General features: G+C 58.1%; 17 protein-coding genes and 1 riboswitch. Of the genes, 9 read left to right on the forward strand and 8 right to left on the reverse strand.

Annotation, left to right across the window (positions count from 1 at the left end):
• Nucleotides 1–139 precede the first annotated feature (139 nt).
• Both GWQ31_RS01420 and GWQ31_RS01425 read left to right on the forward strand, forming a co-directional pair.
• Nucleotides 140–1,057, forward strand: a complete 918-nt coding sequence (locus tag GWQ31_RS01420; protein WP_275908472.1) for a L,D-transpeptidase family protein — start codon at nt 140–142, stop codon at nt 1,055–1,057.
• 30 nt (nt 1,058–1,087) lie between these two features.
• Nucleotides 1,088–2,086, forward strand: a complete 999-nt coding sequence (locus tag GWQ31_RS01425; protein WP_275908473.1) for a DUF481 domain-containing protein — start codon at nt 1,088–1,090, stop codon at nt 2,084–2,086.
• A gap of 136 nt (nt 2,087–2,222) precedes the next feature.
• Here GWQ31_RS01425 and GWQ31_RS01430 read toward each other — a convergent pair whose 3' ends face one another.
• The 3 genes from GWQ31_RS01430 to GWQ31_RS01440 form a co-directional block, all read right to left on the reverse strand.
• Nucleotides 2,223–2,930, reverse strand: coding sequence for a MaoC family dehydratase (locus GWQ31_RS01430; protein ID WP_275908474.1), 708 nt, complete (start codon nt 2,928–2,930; stop codon nt 2,223–2,225).
• Nucleotides 2,931–3,175: 245 nt separating this feature from the next.
• The gene (gene rlmF / locus GWQ31_RS01435; RefSeq protein ID WP_275908475.1) at nt 3,176–4,132 is read right to left on the reverse strand and encodes a 23S rRNA (adenine(1618)-N(6))-methyltransferase RlmF; all 957 of its coding nucleotides are present in this window, start codon (nt 4,130–4,132) and stop codon (nt 3,176–3,178) included.
• A gap of 150 nt (nt 4,133–4,282) precedes the next feature.
• A complete protein-coding gene (locus GWQ31_RS01440) occupies nt 4,283–4,747 on the reverse strand; it encodes an NlpC/P60 family protein (RefSeq protein WP_059113016.1) in 465 nt (154 codons plus the stop codon).
• A gap of 298 nt (nt 4,748–5,045) precedes the next feature.
• Here GWQ31_RS01440 and GWQ31_RS01445 point away from each other — a divergent pair, with 298 nt between their 5' ends.
• Together GWQ31_RS01445 and GWQ31_RS01450 are read left to right on the forward strand one after the other, a co-directional pair.
• A complete protein-coding gene (locus tag GWQ31_RS01445; RefSeq protein ID WP_275908476.1) occupies nt 5,046–5,768 on the forward strand; it encodes a 4'-phosphopantetheinyl transferase superfamily protein in 723 nt (240 codons plus the stop codon).
• Nucleotides 5,765–6,613: a tetratricopeptide repeat protein gene (locus GWQ31_RS01450; protein WP_275908477.1), complete on the forward strand. Its 849-nt coding sequence runs from the start codon at nt 5,765–5,767 to the stop codon at nt 6,611–6,613. Before GWQ31_RS01445 ends, GWQ31_RS01450 begins: the two co-directional genes overlap by 4 nt.
• Before the next feature lie 152 nt (nt 6,614–6,765).
• Here GWQ31_RS01450 and GWQ31_RS01455 read toward each other — a convergent pair whose 3' ends face one another.
• Both GWQ31_RS01455 and ribB read right to left on the reverse strand, forming a co-directional pair.
• Complete coding sequence (locus tag GWQ31_RS01455; RefSeq protein ID WP_005334342.1) at nt 6,766–7,008, reverse strand: Lpp/OprI family alanine-zipper lipoprotein; 243 nt, start codon at nt 7,006–7,008, stop codon at nt 6,766–6,768.
• Between the two features lie 225 nt (nt 7,009–7,233).
• Nucleotides 7,234–7,887, reverse strand: coding sequence for a 3,4-dihydroxy-2-butanone-4-phosphate synthase (gene ribB / locus GWQ31_RS01460; protein WP_005316761.1), 654 nt, complete (start codon nt 7,885–7,887; stop codon nt 7,234–7,236).
• Between the two features lie 104 nt (nt 7,888–7,991).
• Nucleotides 7,992–8,151: riboswitch (FMN riboswitch) on the reverse strand.
• A 209-nt stretch (nt 8,152–8,360) separates the two neighbouring features.
• Between ribB and purU the strand changes: the two genes are divergently transcribed.
• Nucleotides 8,361–9,197, forward strand: coding sequence for a formyltetrahydrofolate deformylase (purU, locus tag GWQ31_RS01465; protein ID WP_059113012.1), 837 nt, complete (start codon nt 8,361–8,363; stop codon nt 9,195–9,197).
• Between the two features lie 69 nt (nt 9,198–9,266).
• Here purU and GWQ31_RS01470 read toward each other — a convergent pair whose 3' ends face one another.
• Entirely contained in the window at nt 9,267–10,529 is a 1,263-nt protein-coding gene (locus GWQ31_RS01470) for a DUF945 family protein (RefSeq protein ID WP_058393397.1), read from the reverse strand.
• 95 nt (nt 10,530–10,624) lie between these two features.
• Nucleotides 10,625–12,106: a cardiolipin synthase gene (gene cls, locus GWQ31_RS01475; RefSeq protein ID WP_265421111.1), complete on the reverse strand. Its 1,482-nt coding sequence runs from the start codon at nt 12,104–12,106 to the stop codon at nt 10,625–10,627.
• Nucleotides 12,107–12,202: 96 nt separating this feature from the next.
• Here cls and GWQ31_RS01480 point away from each other — a divergent pair, with 96 nt between their 5' ends.
• Nucleotides 12,203–12,745 carry a DUF1439 domain-containing protein gene (locus tag GWQ31_RS01480; protein WP_005316771.1) on the forward strand — a complete coding sequence of 181 codons (543 nt, stop codon included), beginning with the start codon at nt 12,203–12,205 and terminating at the stop codon, nt 12,743–12,745.
• A 4-nt stretch (nt 12,746–12,749) separates the two neighbouring features.
• On the opposite strand, the gene GWQ31_RS01485 is transcribed toward GWQ31_RS01480, so the two are convergent.
• The gene (locus tag GWQ31_RS01485) at nt 12,750–13,190 is read right to left on the reverse strand and encodes a GNAT family N-acetyltransferase (RefSeq protein ID WP_159166855.1); all 441 of its coding nucleotides are present in this window, start codon (nt 13,188–13,190) and stop codon (nt 12,750–12,752) included.
• A 473-nt stretch (nt 13,191–13,663) separates the two neighbouring features.
• On the opposite strand from GWQ31_RS01485, the gene GWQ31_RS01490 reads away from it, so the two are divergent.
• The 3 genes from GWQ31_RS01490 to GWQ31_RS01500 all read left to right on the forward strand — a co-directional run bounded on the left by GWQ31_RS01490 (nt 13,664) and on the right by GWQ31_RS01500 (nt 17,334).
• Nucleotides 13,664–14,827, forward strand: a complete 1,164-nt coding sequence (locus GWQ31_RS01490) for a M23 family metallopeptidase (RefSeq protein ID WP_275908478.1) — start codon at nt 13,664–13,666, stop codon at nt 14,825–14,827.
• A 192-nt stretch (nt 14,828–15,019) separates the two neighbouring features.
• On the forward strand, nt 15,020–16,417 hold the full coding sequence (locus tag GWQ31_RS01495) for an alpha-amylase family protein (RefSeq protein WP_275908479.1): 1,398 nt from the start codon (nt 15,020–15,022) through the stop codon (nt 16,415–16,417).
• Nucleotides 16,418–16,572: 155 nt separating this feature from the next.
• On the forward strand, nt 16,573–17,334 hold the full coding sequence (locus tag GWQ31_RS01500; protein ID WP_265421224.1) for a lytic transglycosylase domain-containing protein: 762 nt from the start codon (nt 16,573–16,575) through the stop codon (nt 17,332–17,334).
• Nucleotides 17,335–17,356 lie beyond the last annotated feature (22 nt).

The raw sequence follows: 17,356 nt of genomic DNA on the forward strand, positions 1-17,356 counted from the left end.
ATAGTGACTTATCCAGAGCGGACTCCTCTGTCCCCCCTTGCGGGACAGGCTGGTAATCACGAGTGGATTGGTTAACAATTTCACTTCTTTTTTCTGGGTGGGTAGTGACCCGCCTTCACGCGATCTGATAGGAAGTACCATGTTCAATGCTCGAATCGTCTCACTGCTGCTGGTGGCAGCCAGCCTCTGGACAGCGCCAAGCTGGGCTACAACCTATCCCTTGCCACCGGCTGGCAGCAGCCTGATCGGTGAACTGGAGGACTACATAGTCCAGCCAGATGAACACCTTGAGCTTATCGGCAAGCACACCCAGATTGGTTTTTTGGCACTGCTCGAGGCAAATCCCGGGGTTGACCCCTATTTACCCAAACCTGGCACACGCCTGACCCTGCCGACCCAGATGCTGCTGCCGGATGTGCCCCGGGAGGGCATAGTCATCAACCTGCCAGAACTGCGCCTCTACTATTTTCCCAAGGGGAAAAATGAGGTGATAGTGCTGCCCATCGGGATTGGCGATATCGGGAGAGAGACGCCAGAAATGACCACGACAGTGATCGCCAAGAACCCCAACCCGACATGGGTCCCCGGCCCCATGGTGCGCAAGTCCTGGCTGGAGCAAAAGGGGATCTCCCTGCCTGCCGTCGTGCCGCCGGGTCCGGACAACCCTCTCGGCAAATTCGCCATGCGCCTCGGTTATGGCAAGCGGGATTACCTCATTCACGGTACCAACAAGGAGTTTGGTGTCGGGCTGCGAGTCAGTGCAGGCTGCATTCGCTTGCGTCCTGACGATATAGAGGCACTGTTCAAGCTGGTTCCTGTCGGCACGACAGTGCGGGTGATCAATCAGCCGGTCAAGACCGCCATCGAACCCGATGGCACTCATTGGCTGGAAGTTCACTCCCCCCTCTCCCGCACCGAACTGGAGCTGGAGCAGGGCGCCCCCCTGATCCTCTCACCCGAGGTAGAGGCCTTTATCGCAGCGTCCGAGATAGACGGTGACAAGGTGGCTGCCGTGCTGAACAATAAGAACGGCATTCCACGCCCCGTCAGCGGCTAACGGCAACCCTGTGTTCATGAAGGACTTTCCATGAGATACCGCTTCTGGTTCTTGCTCTCTCTGTTGCTCAGCCCGATGGCGCTGGCCGATATCCTCTGGATGCACAACGGCGATCGACTGACCGGCACCATAGAGGAGCTCACGGATGAACAGGTGCGCATAGCGCTGCCCTACAGCTCGCCGGTCACGGTCAAACGCGAGGCGGTCAAACGCTGGCGCCTCGAAAAACAGGACAAACCAAAACCGACGCTGAAGACAGGCATCACCCTGCTTGCGCTCACCCCGGATGACACGCGCGCCTGGCTCTGGACAGGCAGCAGCGATCTGAACGTGAAGCTGAAGCACAGCGAGAAGAAAACCAACAACGTCAACCTGAAGGCCACAACCGAGGTTGCCAATCTCGACTGGCGATACAGCCTGGATGGGGAGTACATCTACGAAACCGCCAACAACGTCACCAATAGCCATGAGTATCGGCTCAAACCCATGCTGGACTTCTTCTTCGACCAGAACTGGTTTGTGCGCTCAACCGTCGACTATCAATACCAGATGCTTGATCCAGACTACATGAATCTGGGTTATGCCTCAGGCCCGGGGTACAGGTTCTGGAACGACAAACGGCGACGGCTGGAACTCATCACCCAGGTCGGTCTGGAACGCTCCTACCTCAGACCTGCAGTCTTCGATGAGCCCGGCATTGTAAACATCTTTGATGAAAGGATCATCAACTACCCTCTCCTCAACTTGGGCTGGGACTACCGCCAGCCTGTCTCCTTGTGGTCGGAGAACATAGAGCTGTTCAGCAAGGGGGGCTACAAGCGCTACCTGGCCCAGCCCTCTCCTTATGTGACCCAGAAGCAATCCATGCAAGGAAGCCTGGGGCTACGTTACTACTTCAACGATCACTTGCGACTCTCCTGGTCGAGCGAGTTGGACTGGGATGATGTCTGGTTGGACTACCTGGGTACTCACCAACAACTGGCAGGCAAGGAGTGGCGCCACCTCATCAGCCTGGGGGCCAGCTTCTAGTCATCAGGGCAAACCATTCGACGAGTGGATGAGCCACAGACAGGTGGCACAACGCCAGAAATAAAACAGGCTCACCGAGGTGAGCCTGTTTTATTTCAATACGATTTACGCCACGGCGATGACAGCCGTCACGACATCAGAAGTAGATCCGGGTGACGGATTCAATGACGCAGCCGGGACGACGAATGCCCTCAATCTCGACCTTGATCTCTTTGAGTAGCTCAAGACCGCCCTTTATCGGTGTCACCCTCAGCAGCTTGGTACGTGCGCGGATGTTACTGTCTACCTTGATTGGATACGGAAAACGCACCTGATCCAACCCGAAGTTCACCACCATGCGGGCAGCCGGAAACTCGGAGGTCGCTTCATTGATACTGCCCGTCAGACGTGGCAACAGCGCCAGGGTCAGAAACCCGTGGGCTATGGTGGTCTTAAACGGTGACTCGGCAGCAGCACGCTCCGGGTTTGTGTGGATCCACTGGTTGTCGCCGGTCACGGCGGCAAACTCATTGATCATCTGCTGACTGACCAGCAACCACTCTCCCACATGGGTCTCTTCACCAATGCTCGGCTGCAGCGCAGCAAACAGGGCCGCCGCCTCACCACTCAGTTCAACCGCAGTCTCGTCAGTCTGCACTGGCTGACCATTGGCGGTCTGCACTTGCCGTACTGACTGGCTGTCAGCTTGCAGGTCCAGCACACGCCCCAACAGAGGGTGGAGGTGTGCCTTTTGCTGAAACTCACGCCAGTAGTCACGGATCGCCGGAGAGAGCCAATCCTTGAGCTCAAAGGGGTGCTGCGCCAGGATTTCGCGCTTGCGCTTCAGAAAATCGACAACCTTCATCTACCGATCCCTATTCAATTCAAAGCCTGTAAAGAGGTCTAACCAGTCCTATTTTATGAAAGTTTCAACTGCAAGTGCAAAAAAATCTCAGCGTACAGCTGTACCAAGCAAAGAAGTGGTCACTAACACAAGTACGGCAAGCCTTATGGAACAAGGAGGAAAACGATTATCATGGCAGGTGCTTGCTACCATGAGTACAGATATCGAAAGAGGGGGATACCGACAGGAGGCAGCCCCTCCCCCCGTCAAACATCGCCACGAGGCGCGGGTTGCCACCATTGCCCACAGGCGACCTCATCCAGGAAAGACCAGGCGAGGATCCGGCTCACCTTGTTGCCTTGCGCCATGTCGATCACCCGCACCTGACGGGCCCCGACCTGGGCCAGTGCCTTCTTCGCCGCCGGCAGGTTCTCCTTCTTCGACACCAGCGAGCTGAACCAGAGGCACTGGGCAGCAAACGCCTTGCTCTGGACGATCATGGTGGCAAGAAACCCGGCTTCTCCCCCTTCACACCAGAGCTCGGCCTTCTGGCCGCCGAAATTGAGCACTGGCTGCCCCTGCACGGTTTTACCAAGATTGCGCAGCTTGCGCTCACTGCCCTTGCTGGCCTCATCGAGCGATCCATGGAACGGCGGGTTGCACAGGGTCAGGGTGAAGCGCTCCTGCGGGCTTATGATGCCGCGAAAGACGTGTTTGGCATTACCCTGATGGCGGCACTCTATCTGCCCGCCCAGACCGTTGCTTTTGGCCAGCAGAGCCGCCGCCTTGACGGACACGGGGTCGATATCGGACCCAACAAAACGCCAGCCATACTCGCGAGCTCCCAGCAGCGGGTAGATGCAGTTCGCCCCCACCCCTATATCCAGTACCCGCACGCCCTTGCCGGTCGGGACGCTGCCCGCACTCTCGGCCAGCAGATCCGCCGCCCGATGCAGATAATCCACCCGTCCTGGAATGGGCGGGCAGAGATAACCCGCCGGCAGATCCCAGTGCGCAATGCCGTAGTGCAGTGCCAGCAAGGCCTTGTTCAGCGCCTTGACGGCAGCAGGATCGGCAAAATCCAGGGTCTGGGTACCGTGCTCGTTGACGAATACCAAGGGCCGCAGCTCGGGGGTACGCTGGCAGAGCGCATCGAAATCATAGGGAGCCTGATGGCGATTGCGTGGGTGCAATCCGGATTTGCGGTCGGAGTGGGTCTTCATGCTGGGCCTGCCGAGGGAAAACGGGCCCACACTATAGTGATTTGGCCCCAGAAAGTCTAAATAGCAGCCACAAAAAACCGGGCTTCAGGAGCCCGGTTCAAGTGAGGTTGGAAAAACAGTCCGTACTGCGAGCAGTTTGTCCAGCCTGACTCAGATATCGATCCGGCGTGCTTGCCAGAATCTGCTGCGCCAGTAGGAATTGTCCAGCTTGGAGCGCGTCACACCAGCACGGGTAGAGGCATGGATGAATTCACCATTGCCCACATAGATGCCCACATGATTGAGACGACGATTGATCTTGAAGAAAACCAGATCACCTTCGACCAGGTCTTGTTTGGAGACGCGAGTGCCTTCATGGACTTGGGAGCGGGTATCACGGGGTAATTCGATGCCGACGGCATTGCGGAACACTTCACGGGCAAAAGCGGAACAATCTATGCCGCGTTCACTGGTACCGCCAAAGCGATAAGGGGTACCGCGCCACTCTTGGAACACTGTCAGGATTTCATTCACATCTGGGGTTTGCGAAGCTTCCGGTTCAATCACGGGTTCCATCATGGAAACTTCAATCTTGCTCGCAACCTCGGGCTGGGGTGCAGATGCACAACCCACCATTCCGAGCGCGACCAGTAGTAGTATCAGGTGGCGCAATCCTTTATCCCCGCAATGAGTAAAACTTGTTAAAATACGGCCCAGAAGGGCAATTTATAAGGCAACAGCACCCGACTATATCCAAGAATTCTATCGAGGCAAGCGAAAATCCCTATCGACATCACATTTTCGCAAGGAAATGCATTATTTTTCATGATTAATGTGATCATGGCCAAACAATATACAATCTCGAAAGCGCCCGTGCAGACTCGATCAAACTGACTTTTATCGCTGTTTCAGTCCTCTTTTAAAGTGAAAAATCATGATCTCTGTGGATCTCTATTTGTTAAAACCCGCCTGGGTCAGCGCCGCTCAGTTGGCCCTGCTGCCAGAAACGCTTTCACCAACAGAGCTGCAACAGTGGCAGGAGATCCAGCATCCGGATCGGCGCCAGGAATTTCTGGTCAGTCGGTCACTGCTAAGGTGCCTGCTGGCCGCTCGCCTTCAATGCCAGGCCAGCGAACTGCTTTTTTGTACCCATCTCCACAGCAAGCCGGCGCTGAGTGGCTCGCGCTGGCAGTTCAACCAGAGCCACAGCGGCGACTGGCTGGTGATCGCACTGTGTGCCACGGGACCGCTCGGGGTAGACATAGAAATGGGCAGGCGCCGCCGGCAGACGTTGCCACTGGCCAGACGCTTCTATGCCACCAGCGAGTATAAATGGCTCGCCGCCCTGCCGGCAGAAGAGCAGGACAGCGCCTTCTATCGGCTCTGGTCACGCAAGGAGGCGGTACTGAAGGCCCATGGCGGCGGCATTGCCGCGGGGCTCGACAAAGTTTGCTTTGTGCCGCAAGAGGGGTGGCGCCTTGATAACCGGCTCGATGAGCACGAATACCAAGTGCAGGATTGGCCTATTGGCAGCGGCTGGCTCAGCCTCGCCGCCCCGACCCGGGCCGTCAACGGTTACCTGCTGGATGAAAACTTGAAATCCACCGCTATCAACCCCATGTTAACTCACACCATTTTCCAAGAGTCAGCCTCATGATCGTCGACATCAATCCCCAGAATTTTCAAGCCGCACTGATCGATGCTTCCATGAAAAAGCCGGTCGTCATCTATTTTCATGCACCCCAGATGCCGGAATGTCAGGGCATGACCCCGCTGGTGGAGTCACTGGTTGGCCCGGACAACCCCCAGGTAACCCTGGCCAAGGTCGACATGAACGATCCGCAGCTGCAATCATTGGCCAGCCAGCTTGGCCTGCGTGCCCTGCCCGCTCTGGTACTGTTCCATCAGGGGCGCCCGGATGAACAAGCCATTCTGGAAGGGCCGCAGGATGAAGCCACCTTGCGCCACTACTTTGCCGCCTTCGCGCCCAAGGAAGAGGAGCTGCTGTTCGAGAAGGGACAGCAGGCACTGGCAGATGGTCAGGCAGATGTGGCCTATGCCCATCTCACCAAGGCCCACCAGCTGGCGCCGGATCGCCACGACATCAGCCTGTGGCTCATTCAGGCGGCGCTGGACATCAATCTGCTGGATGAAGCCCAGGAGCGGCTCGGCAAGATCCCCATGGCTTCGCAGGATGACCACTACCAGACCCTCAGCTCTCGTCTGGCGCTGGCGCTGCAAGCCGCAGACAGCCCTGAGCTGCGTGCGCTGGAAGCCCGTTACGAGCAGGAGCCGGACAATTTCACCCTGACCCAGGAGCTGGCGGTGCAATACAGCCAGGCGGGCCGTCAGGAGGAAGCACTGGCGCTACTGTTCACCATTCTCAAACGCGATCTGGCCTTTGGCGATGCCAAGAAGACCTATCTGGACATTCTGACCACCATGGGCGCCCATCCGGCCGCGCAGAGTTACCGTCGCAAGCTATACAGCCTGCTCTACTGAGTAATGAAGGGATATAAGTGAGGGTGATGCCGAGAGATCGGCATTGCTCTGGCAAGGCGAGCGCATATGGAAGATATGGAAGAAAAGCGGGGGAATTGACGAATTTCAGGCAAAAAAAAATGGCGCATGAATGCGCCATTTTTTCGCATGGATTACTTCTTGTAGGAAGTAGCCATGTTGTCGATGCGCTGGTTAGCACGCATAGCTTCTTGCTTGGCTTCTGCAACATCAGCAGCAATCTTGGATTGATCAGCACGAACTGCGCTAACATCTTGAGCCAGTTGGTCAACTTTGTTAGACAGATTCTGAACGGAGGTTTCCAGTTCGCTGGTGTTTGCACAACCGCCCAGCAGAGCGGACAGACCAACAACACCTACCAACAACAATTTTTTCATTTTTAAAAGCTCCCTTTAACTCGCCAGACGTTTAGCAAGCGGCGTGATTATGGCACAAAAGAATCATACTTTGGATAGGCCTCATCACAGATAAATGCATTAAAACCCTCATTTTTTTTTAGCCGCACACTTTATGTGCAAACTTTAAGCAAAAACGAGTGCCTCTGGATGAGGTTCGCACAGAGCGTAACCAAATTTTGTACTTATTACAATTTCGTATGAGGCTCAGGCAGAACGTTCTGACAGCAATTGACGATACTGCACCAGGTCTTCGATGGTCAGTACCGGCATCTGATGCAGGCGGCCGAAGGCAACCAGGTCTGGCAGGCGAGCCATGGAGCCATCTTCTTTGGTCAGCTCACACAAAACCCCGAACGGTTTGAGGCCGGCAAGCTGCATCAGATCGACCGTTGCTTCGGTATGGCCGCGGCGCGTCAGCACACCACCGGTACGAGCCCGCAACGGGAAGACATGGCCTGGACGATGCAGGTCGGACGGTTTGGCACCATCGGCGATGGCCGCGCGAATGGTCGTGATGCGATCGGCCGCTGAAACGCCCGTGGTAACCCCTTGCGCCGCCTCTATGGTGACGGTGAAAGCGGTCTGATAGTGGCTGGAGTTTGCCTCCACCATCATGGGCAACGCCAGCTGGCGAACGCGCTCATCGGTCAGACAGAGGCAAACGATGCCAGAACACTCGCGGATCATCATGGCCATCTGTTCATTGGTCATGGTTTGTGCGGCGAAAATGAGATCACCCTCGTTCTCCCGATCTTCATCATCGGCTACCAAAACGCCGCGACCGGCGCGCAAGGCCGCGAGCGCCGCTTCGACACGCGCAAGGGGATCACCAAATTCACTGAGTAGAGACTGATTCATGGTAAGACTCCTAAATAAGACAAGGACCAGAATCAGGGCATGGAAAGGCAGACAGAGATAGGTATGCAGCGGCCGGCCCAACGGGGGCATGCCTGCAATATCTGTCTTATCCTCTTTCATCCGGACTATGACCGTCGGCTCCGGCATCTCACCGGATCTGCTGACCCCGACTCAGGTGTGACACCAAAGTCGGGCGCTCGCGGGCTCCCCGAGTCAGATCGGGATACCGCCGGTGGGGAATTGCACCCCGCCCTGAGAATAAGCGCAGACAGCCTAAAGAAAAAAAACACAGGATACCAGCCCAAAACCCATCAAAGATGAATATGGAACCGACCAGCGCCCGCAGACAACGACTTGACCCAAGGACGCACGGCGCGCTGTCTTTTCTGATTTTGTTTATGGCATAGTGCCTGAAAAAACGCGCTGCCTGCGCAGACTCAGGCGCCAATACCACAAACGGAATCATGACAGAGATGGAAAAGAAAATACTGCTGACGGACTGTCCGGACGCCAAGGGCCTCATCGCCAAGATCACCAATATCTGCTACAAGCACCAGCTCAACATCAACAAGAACGACGAGTTCGTGGATCATGAAAACGGTCGCTTCTTCATGCGCACCGAGCTGGAGGGGCGTTTCAACGACGAGACCCTGCTGGCGGATCTGGATGATGCCCTGCCCGCCGGCGCCCAGCGCCGCCTGGTCAAGGCGGGCAAGAAGCGCATCGTCATCCTGGTGACCAAGGAGACCCACTGCCTCGGCGACATATTGATGAAGAACTATGCTGGTGCGCTGGACATGGACATAGTGGCGGTGATCGGCAACTACGATACGCTCGCCGAATTGACGGGCAAGTTCGACATTCCGTTCCACACCGTCAGCCATGAGGATCTGAGCCGCACCGAACACGAGGAGCAGGTACGTGCCATCATAGACGGCTACCAGCCCGACTATGTGATCCTGGCCAAGTACATGCGAGTGCTGACCCCGAGCTTCGTCGAAGCCTATCCGCGCAAGATCCTCAATATCCACCACTCCTTCCTGCCCGCCTTCATCGGTGCCCGTCCCTACCGTCAGGCCTTCGATCGCGGGGTCAAGCTGATTGGCGCCACCGCCCACTTCGTCACCGACGATCTGGATGAGGGTCCCATCGTCGAGCAGGACGTGATCCATGTCGGTCACGCCTTCAGTGCCGATGACATGGCCAAGGCCGGTCGTGACGTGGAGAAATCCGTGCTGAGCCGCGCGCTGGAGCTGGTGCTCAACGAACGGGTGTTCGTCTACGGCAACAAAACGGTGGTGTTCAAGTAACCCACCTTTGGCACCACGCCAGAAACAACAAAGGCTCCCGAGGGAGCCTTTGTTGTTTCTGCCACCGACTTACAGCGGCAGGCCATTGATGGTCATGGCACCCTTGTCGAGCTTCAGCTCGGCGGTCAGCCGGGCCTTGTCCGCTTTGAGATACCCCATGGCGGCGAACTGTTCCAGCATGGGGGCCAGCTGCGGCACCGCCTTGCCCAGTTTGTCACTGAGATTGGCATGCATCAGGCCGGAGAGGGCATGCATTCCCTGTTCGCTATTGAACAGCTGTTCCAGAGAAGTCGATGCCAGCTTGACGTCCCCCTTCATGGAGACAGGCTCGCCGTTGAGCTGGGCGCTCAAGTCCACCAGCTCCAGGGTCGCGCCGCGCTTGAGCAGCTTGTCCAGGGCTTGCTGGATGGCTTCATCTTCCACCCCTTGCCCGCTGGAGGCTTGCAGTGCCTGATAACCTTCCAGATCCAGCCCTTTCAGATTCAGGGCCAGCTTGCTCTGGGTCAGCGCCAGATTATCGGTCTCGTTCTCCAGATTGAGAGTATCCACCTTCATCTGATAGCTGCTGGAGAGGGTCTGGGCATCATCGCCTTCCAGTTGGGTTTCCGTGGTCAGCCCCTGCAGTGACACCTTGACGCTGTCTGGCAGTTGCACCGACAGCGCAGAGAGGGTCATGTCGCTACGGGGAGAGAGCCAGATCCCGCTGATCTCGGCCATGTCGGCGCTGCCCTTGAGCTCGGCCAGCACCATGTCCATCTTGCTCTGCTCTTCATGCAGTGTCATGCCCTGCCAGTGGAAGGTAACGTGACCGTTGCCATCCATATCGCCGCGGTAGTCGCCCGTCATCGGCAGGAAGCTGAACTCGTCGAGCCCCTGCTTGACCTTGAACTCGTTGGCCCAGAAGCGGCTGCTGTTGCTCATGGTCCAGAGGCTGCTGACCGACTCTATGCCAAACTGCCACTGCTCCAGCTTGAGGGCGCTGAACACAGTGGCCAGCGTTCCCTGCTTGGTGTCGAGTAGCATGTTGCTCTTGATATAGAGCGGCAGAATGCGACTGTTGACGATGAACTGCGCCTCGACCGGCTCACTCCCTTCCAGCTGACCATCCAGGCTGGCCAGCGTTTGCGGCGTGACCACCACCTTCAAGATGCCATCACGGGTGAACAGGTTGCTGGCGCCAGGCACCCAGCTCAGCTCGACGCCGCTCTCCTGCTTCACCTTGGCGATCTGCTCGTCCATGATGCGGTCAAACGTATTGCCCGTGTACCAGCAGGCACCCAGCCCACCCACTACCAAGGCCGCACACACGGCCAGCGTTACTCGCTTCTGCATTTTTATATGATTCTCCAAAGGCTCATTGCCGCACTCTACGGGGCGATATCGGGGCTAGGCAAGTCCAATTCAGCATCGACCGCAATTATGTAATGTCACAGCAAGGGACTGAACAGATAGAAGATGTTCTCCATTACCTTCTTGTACCTGGGGCGATCGCGCCACTTGGCCAGGGACATGGGTGTCGCCTCCGTCATATAACCCTGTACCAGATGGGTCATCTCGGCGACAAACAGCGGGTTGTCGATGAGCAGGGTCACCTCGAAGTTGAGCCAGAGGCTGCGTCTGTCCAGGTTTACCGTGCCCACCAGTGCGAAGTCGTCATCCACCAGCACGCTCTTGGTGTGGAGCAGTCCGGCATCGTAGCGATAGACTTCAACCCCGGCCTCCAGCAGCTCCTCCATGAAGGCATTGCAGGCATGGTTGGCCATGATGGAGTCATTGCGCGCGGGCAACACCAGTTGCACCTGCACCCCTCGCGCCGCCGCCGAGGAGAGCGCCGCCGCCAGGGGATCGTCCGGCACGAAATAGGGGGTGGTCAGCACCAGGTGGTGACGGGCCTGGTAGATGGCCAGCAACAGGCTCTGCTGGATGCAGTCACCGCCAACAAAGGGGCCGGACGGGATCAGCTGGGCCCGGTAGTTGCTCTGGAGCCAGGCTTCCGGATCATGCTGCAGGCTGTCGAGCAACCGCTCGCCGGTCTCCATCTCCCAATCCCAGACGAAGATGGACCACATCAGCGGCACCACGGGCCCCTGCACCCGGATCATGATATCGACCCACTGGCCTACCCCGGCGTTCTGCTTGAAGAAGCGGGGATCCACCATGTTCATGGAGCCGGTGTAACCCACCCTGTCATCGATCACCACCAGCTTGCGGTGCATGCGCAGATCCTGGCGCTGGAACGGGATGCGCCAGGCACCGACCGGCAGCACCTCCACCAGTTTGACCCCGGCCTTGCGCAGCTTTTTGGGCCAGTGCGAGCGGAAAAACGTCTTGCTGCCCATGGAATCGAGCAGCAGACGACAATCCACGCCGCGCGCCGCCACTTCCATCAAGGCGTCGCACACATCGTCGGTATCGCCGCCCGGGTGCCAGATGTAGTACTCCAGATAGCAGGACTGGGAGGATTGGCGGATGTCGCGCGCTATCTCGCGCAGTATCGATTCGGGTTGGCTCAGCAGGGTCATGCGGTTGCCTGAGAGCATGGGCATGGCCAGCCGCCCCTGGATCAGATCGTGCAATGGCTGAGCCTTGCTGCCCACCTCGCAGCAGTGCTGGGGAAAGAGCCTGGCCAGCTGCCGGATCCAGATAGCATAGGGGCGGTACATGGCCTTTGCCCGTTCTGCGCGGCGGCGACCGAGCCGGATCTCGCCAAACAGCACATAGAAGCCGACCCCGGCAAACGGGATGGCATAAATGAGCGCCAGCCAGGCAAGCGAGACGCCGATGGGACGCCGCTTCATCACCACCCGCAAGGAGATCCCTGCCACGATCACGGTGTGAAATAGCAGCAGCAGCCAACCAAGAAACTGGGAAAACAGCAGCTGGATGTCGTACTCCAAACCGTTGATCAAGAGGACTCCTTTTACATCAGGGTAAATGCAGTGGGCAGACCCCACGGGGCCAGGATGGTATGCTGTGAAACACATCCATTCTATCAGGTCGTTAGCATGATCCTGCAATCTATGCTGCTCAGTCTGGCCATGCTAGGTCAAGGCTCATATGACATCAATGAGCAACAGATAAATCAGTACCTGCAATCCCAGGTACAAGTGAACAAACAGCTGGAATTACCCGGCATCATCAAGGCCCACGTACAGCTCGAGCAGAGCGACGTCCAGATCGGGCGTCAGAGCCCGGATACCGCCCGTGTCTATGGCAAGGGAAAACTGAGGATCGCCCTGCCGGACCAGACCGAATACGATGCGCGTCTGAACATGACCTACGAGGCCAGACCACGCTATGACAAGGCTCAGAGCGCCCTCTTCCTCGACAACATCAAGTTGATTGAGTACAAGCTGGAACCGGAAGCGGCGCAGCAGAAGTTCGGCTTTATGCTGGGCATGCTGTTGCAAAGCATGGAGAAACGGCTGGAGACCCAGCCCGTCTATCGGCTGAACGACAAAGACCCGAACCAGGCCTGGCTGAAAGAGAATCTGCTGGGGCTTGAGTTGTCACCGGGCAAGATCCACCTGCTGACCAAGCCGCAGTGAGTCTTCAGTTGTAGACGGGAGTGTTTGCCTGACGCACCAGCAGCTCGATCTGGTAACCCTGTTCGCGCTGCTGGTCATAGAGAGAAAAGAGGGGGCCATCGAGCTCATGCAGGGGCAGGTCAGCAAAACCGGCCTTGAGGTAAAACGGCTTCTCGAATGGCAATGCCTGACACACCACTGGCTTGTCCACCAGATCACTGCAGGCATGTTGCAACAAACGGGAGCCCAGCCCCAGTGACTGATAGTGGGGCAGCAACCGAAAACCGCACAGGTGGTAGTAATCCTGCTCGTCGCGCAGGCGTACGGCGCCCACCAGCCAGTTCGCATCGCGCACCACGAAGATACGCTCAGCCAAATCCGGCACGTAATGGGAGAAAGTCGTTTCGTAGTAGTCCCTGATCAGGGAAAGATCCGCATCACAGTACTCTTCGAACGTGAGTTCCATCGCCCGCTTGCTTATCACACCCGTTCCATCCTTGGCCGCTCGGCCAGTCTTCAAATGTCAGTGGCTGCCCGGAAAGAGATCCGACCAGACAAGTCAGCAAGATATCACGCCTTTTAGTAACAAAAAAGCCAGTAACCGCGCCTGTTTGTACACTTTTTAACACACAGCTGACCGCATAAATCACAGGCAATGCTACCACGGTATCCCAATGTGGGCACGGCTTGCTCGCGGCGATTAATTTTACGGCAAGGGACTATTTAATCGCACGTAAAACTATGATTTAAAATATCAAAATCACTTCGTAAACATTTGTTAACAAGCCTGATGAGTTACACCCAGCCATAAAAAGCCTCAATCGAATAGCAATCCTAGTGTTTCACCCTATGGTGAAGCCTTGGCATAGCATAGCGCTGTCGTTGCCTGAGTGGGACAACCCCCACGCTGTCACCTCACCACTTTGCCAAGGAGATACCATGTTCAAACCCATCCCCTCACTGCTGATGCTGGCACTGCTGCCCACCGCAAGCTGGGCCGGCGACATCCACATCCCGATTGCTCCCTACCACTTCACCCAGCAGCAGCTCAACGCCACCGGCGGCGCCACTGTGCCACTGGACGAGGCCCACTTCGTGTTTGGCGAGGCAGCCATGGCGTTCGATCTGCACGATTTTTTGCTGCAACAGGCGCCTCACCTACTGCCCAAGGAGGAGGTGATCCTGCACTGGAGCGGCATTACCAGCCTCAACCCCCAGCTGCTGCTGGCCCTGATGGAGGCAAGCAGCCAGCTCATCTCGGCCCCCTCGGATCCAGCCATGGCGGCTCCCTTCGCCAAGCTGGTCAAGGCCCGGGGATTCGATAACCAGCTCGAACAGATGGCTCGCCAGCTCTCCGAGCGCTTCTACCAGGCCAAAGCCCAGTTGCGACTGAGCCAGCGCAGCGTCCCTGCCCTACCCCCGCTGGCGGCACACCAGGCCGCCTTGGGCAGTCTGCTCACTCCCCACGACCAGCAGCAGTTGAGCGAACAGTGGCAAACCCTGTTTGGCAAGGAGGCCATGACGTCGCCCAAAGCCCCTGCTGCGGTTCCCTCGGCCCGGCTGGCCGGTGGCCAGTTCCAGCTGCCCTGGCGCCAGGGCTACAGCTGGAAGGTGAACGGCGCCCACTCCCATACCGGTTCGGGCTACCCCTACTCCTCCATCGACGTCTCCTACGACTGGCCGGGCTGGGGCGGTGCCACCTACACTGTCACCGCCGCCAACAGCGGCACTGTCACCGTCTTCTCCCGCTGCCAGGTGCGGATCACGGCCCCCAACGGCTGGGCCACCAACTACTACCACATGAGCGGCATCTCGGTACGCAGCGGCGACTACGTGGCGGCGGATACCCCCATCGGCACCTATGCCAGCAACCGCAACGAGGCCCTGTGCGAGGGAGGTTCCTCCACTGGTCCGCACCTGCACTTCTCCCTGCTCTACAACGGCGTGTTCCAGTCCCTGCAGGGGCAACGCCTGAGCAGCTATGCCGTCAACGTCGGCGCCAGCAACTACGACGACAACTGCAACCGCTTCTGGCTGCAAAACAGCCGCAACGGCCAGCGCTTCTGTGCCTGGCAGCAACTCTACAACAACGGCCTCGACTGAGTTGCTGGCCAACCGCTGCAGTGATGGGAAAGTCAGTAATGACGTGGCCAGGCGGTTTTATGCAAGCCGTCACAGATCCGCACAGTCTGCTTTGAAAACGCTCACAAAACAGTCAAAAGGAGATTGCCGGCCCGAAGGGCCGGTGTGAGGCTCTGGGTGCCCACATGGGCACCCAAACAAGGACAGACAATAATGAAAAAAACAGCGGGAATCTGGGTGATCGCAGGCATACTGATCGCCCCTCTGGCACACGCCGACGTCATACTGCACGCCTTCAACTGGCAATACAGCGAAGTCACCGCCAAGGCCGATCTCATCAAGGCCGCCGGCTACAAGCAGGTGCTCATCTCGCCGCCCCTCAAATCATCGGGCAACGAGTGGTGGGCACGCTATCAACCGCAGGATCTGCGCCTCATCGATACCCCCCTTGGCAACAAGCAGGATCTCGAGCAGCTGATTGCCGCCATGCAGGCACGAGGCATAGCCGTCTATGCCGATATTGTGCTCAACCACATGGCCAACGAGAGCTGGAAGCGCCAGGACCTCAACTACCCCGGCAGCGAGCTGCTCGGCCAGTATGCGGCCAACCCCGCCTACTTCGAGCGCCAGAAGCTGTTCGGCGATCTGGGCCAGAACTTGCTGGCCGGATCGGATTTTCACCCCGAAGGCTGCATCACCGACTGGAGCGATCCGGGTCACGTCCAGTACTGGCGCCTGTGTGGCGGCGCCGGTGACAAGGGGCTGCCGGATCTTGATCCCAACAACTGGGTAGTAAGCCAGCAGCAGGCCTATCTCAAGGCGCTCAAGGGGATGGGGATCAAGGGCTTTCGGGTCGATGCGGTCAAGCACATGAGCGATTACCAGATCAATGCCGTGTTCACCCCAGAGATAAAACAGGGCATGCACGTCTTTGGCGAGGTGATCACCACGGGGGGCGCCGGCAGCACGGATTACGAGCGCTTCCTCAAACCCTATCTCGACAACAGTGGTCAGGGGGCCTATGACTTTCCGCTGTTTGCCTCCCTGCGCGGGGCGCTCGGTTATGGTGGCAGCATGAGCCTGCTGGCCGACCCCGGTGCCTACGGTCAGGCCCTGCCGGGCAGCCGCGCCGTCACCTTCGCCATCACCCACGACATTCCCACCAACGATGGCTTTCGCTACCAGATCCTGAACCAGACCGACGAGAAGCTGGCCTATGCCTACCTGCTCGGTCGCGATGGTGGCTCGCCGCTGGTCTATTCCGATCATGGCGAGACCCAGGCCAAGGATGGGCTGCGCTGGCAGGATTATTACCAGCGCGCGGATCTCAAAGGCATGATCCGCTTCCATAACGCCGTACAGGGGCAGCCCATGCAACTGGTCGGCAGCGGCGACTGCTTCGTGCTGTTCAAACGCGGCAAGCAGGGGCTGGTTGGTGTCAACAAGTGCGAGTACGAGCAGGAGTACTGGCTCGATACCGCCAAATTCGAGATGAACTGGTATCGCAACTACCGGGATGTGGTCGATCAAAACGCAGTCATCAATGTGCAGAGCCAGTGGGTGCGGGTCGCCATTCCCGCCCGCAGCGCCCGGCTCTGGCTGCAAGAATAAGGAGTATCACCCTGCCAGGGGCCGCCACTGCGCGGCCCCGCTTGTTTACTCTGCCTATTTCAACCCGGCGCTCATCGGCGGCTTGTTCTGCCACCATCAGGATGCTTTACTCACAAGGCCAATCAGGCTGAAGGAGCAAGCCGTTGAAAGCATGGATGTTGATGGGGCTGATCCCGCTGTTTTCCCCGCCCGGCTGGAGCCGGACGCCACCGCCGGCGGAGGTGGTGATCCTGACCGCCGAGACCCAGGCTCCCCTTCACATTCCCAAGGCAGCGCCTGCCCCCGGCGTGTCGCCCTCCCCTGTTTCTGCACCGGCCCCAGCGCCTGCAAAAATCACGCAGCCATCCGGCACTCGCCAGATCCAGGTCTACAAATCGGTGCAAAAAAATGGCGTGGTGCGCTATTCCGACATGATGCCGGATCAGGGTCACTATGAGTTGCTGCTGTTCAACGACTGCTACGCCTGCAACCCGGCCTCAAAGGTCAACTGGCACACCACGGGTCTCTTTCTCTATGACTATGCCAGCACCATACAGGCGGCGGCCAAGGCCTATCAGGTCGAGCCCGCACTCATACGGGCGCTGATCCACGCAGAGTCGGCTTTCAACCCGCAAGCCATCTCCCGCAAGGGGGCCATGGGATTGACCCAGCTGATGCCCGCCACGGCCCGTGAGCTGGGGGTCGGTGATGCCCTGATGGCGGAGCAGAATATCTTTGGCGGGGTGAAATACCTGGCAGGTCTGCTCAAGCAATATGGCGGCAACGTAGCGCTGGCGACCGCCGCCTACAACGCCGGGGCCGGTGCGGTACAAAAGCATGGGGGCATCCCCCCTTACGCCGAAACCCGCGCTTATGTGGAACGGGTGCAACTGCTGCACCTGCGCTACAAAGAGATGCTGAGCGCTCGGGGTCTTTGAATGCCTCCCCCCTGAAACGAAA

The organism is Aeromonas sp. 2MA4 (genome assembly GCF_029237305.1).
In the GTDB taxonomy this organism is placed as follows: domain Bacteria; phylum Pseudomonadota; class Gammaproteobacteria; order Enterobacterales; family Aeromonadaceae; genus Aeromonas; species Aeromonas salmonicida.